The organism is Achromobacter sp. JD-1 (assembly GCF_038594925.1).
Taxonomy (GTDB): Bacteria; Pseudomonadota; Gammaproteobacteria; order Burkholderiales; family Burkholderiaceae_B; genus Achromobacter; species Achromobacter spanius_C.
In genome coordinates, this window is record NZ_JBCGCS010000081.1 from 1 (window position 1) to 1,216 (window position 1,216).

Genomic DNA, 1,216 nt, shown 5'->3' on the forward strand with positions numbered 1-1,216 from the left:
CACCCATCCTTGTATGTTTTCATAGCACTTACCGATCTTGCTTCGGGGGTGCTGGGGATCGGGACGCACCCATCCATCAGCCGTCACTAGCGGACTGACGTCGGTAGATATCCCACCCCGCCCAAATACGTCGATTAAGAATCTAGCGGCCATGACCGCCGATTGATCGCAAGGTAACGAATCGGGCGCGGCTTCCCCAGCAGACACAACGCTATCGCAGGGAGTCTAGAGATGCAAACGTCTCAATCTTTCTTTGGTGTGGATGTGGGGAAATCCGAGGTTGTTGTGGCGATGCACGGGGCGGCCAAGCCGTTGACCCGGGCCGTCAAAAACTCAACGACTGGCTTGGAAAAATGGTTGCAAACGCTGCCGCGCGGAAGCGTTCTTGCCATGGAGTCCACCGGTGGCTACGAGCGCCTGTTGGCCGACCTGGCATATGAGCGTGGGCTGCGCGTCTACGTGCTGAACCCCAAGGCCCTGCACCATTACGCCAAGTCGCAGGCTCAACGGGGCAAGACCGACCGACTCGACGCTGTCATGATTGCGCGTTACGTGGCGCTCGAGCACGAGCGGTTGCATAGGTACGAACCTTGCCCGGAGCACATCGAGCGCCTGAGTCAGATCCAACGCTTACGCAAGGTGGCGGTCACGACGCGCACGAGGCTGCGCCTGTCCAGCGATCGGCACAAACACGTGGGCTCGCAAGCTCAGGTCCAGCAAGCGTTGGATGCCTTGACGCAGTTGGCAGACGCTCTTGAGCGCGAAATGCTCGATCAGATCGCTGCCGAACCCGCCTTGGCCGACGACTTCAACTTAATCACCAGCATTACCGGCGTGGGTAAGCTGACTGGGGCCGCACTGGTGACCGCCTTCGCCCGCATCCCGTTCGCCTCCTCGGACGCCGTGGTGGCCTACGCGGGGCTAGACCCCAGGCCCAAGGAGTCTGGCGCCTACAAAGGCCTGCGTAAACTCAGCAAGCAAGGCGATGCGGCCCTGAGAAGCCTTGCCTACAACGCGGCATCCTCAGCAAGCCGAACAGCTGCCTTCAAACCCCTCTACACAGCGCTACGAGTCAAGGGCTGGGCCTCAACGCAGGCATTAAACATCATCGCCAGAAAACTCCTACGCATCGCCTTCGGCGTATGGAAATCGCGCAAACCCTTCGATGTAAACCTCTTTATGGCCAGCCAGGCTTGCGCCAAACCATAGAATCTAC

Annotated in this window: 1 protein-coding gene; it reads left to right on the forward strand. The window is 59.5% G+C overall.

Annotated features, from left to right (window positions below):
• Window positions 1–231 precede the first annotated feature (231 nt).
• Entirely contained in the window at window positions 232–1,209 is a 978-nt protein-coding gene (locus WBR68_RS31310) for an IS110 family transposase (RefSeq protein WP_230696263.1), read from the forward strand.
• Window positions 1,210–1,216 lie beyond the last annotated feature (7 nt).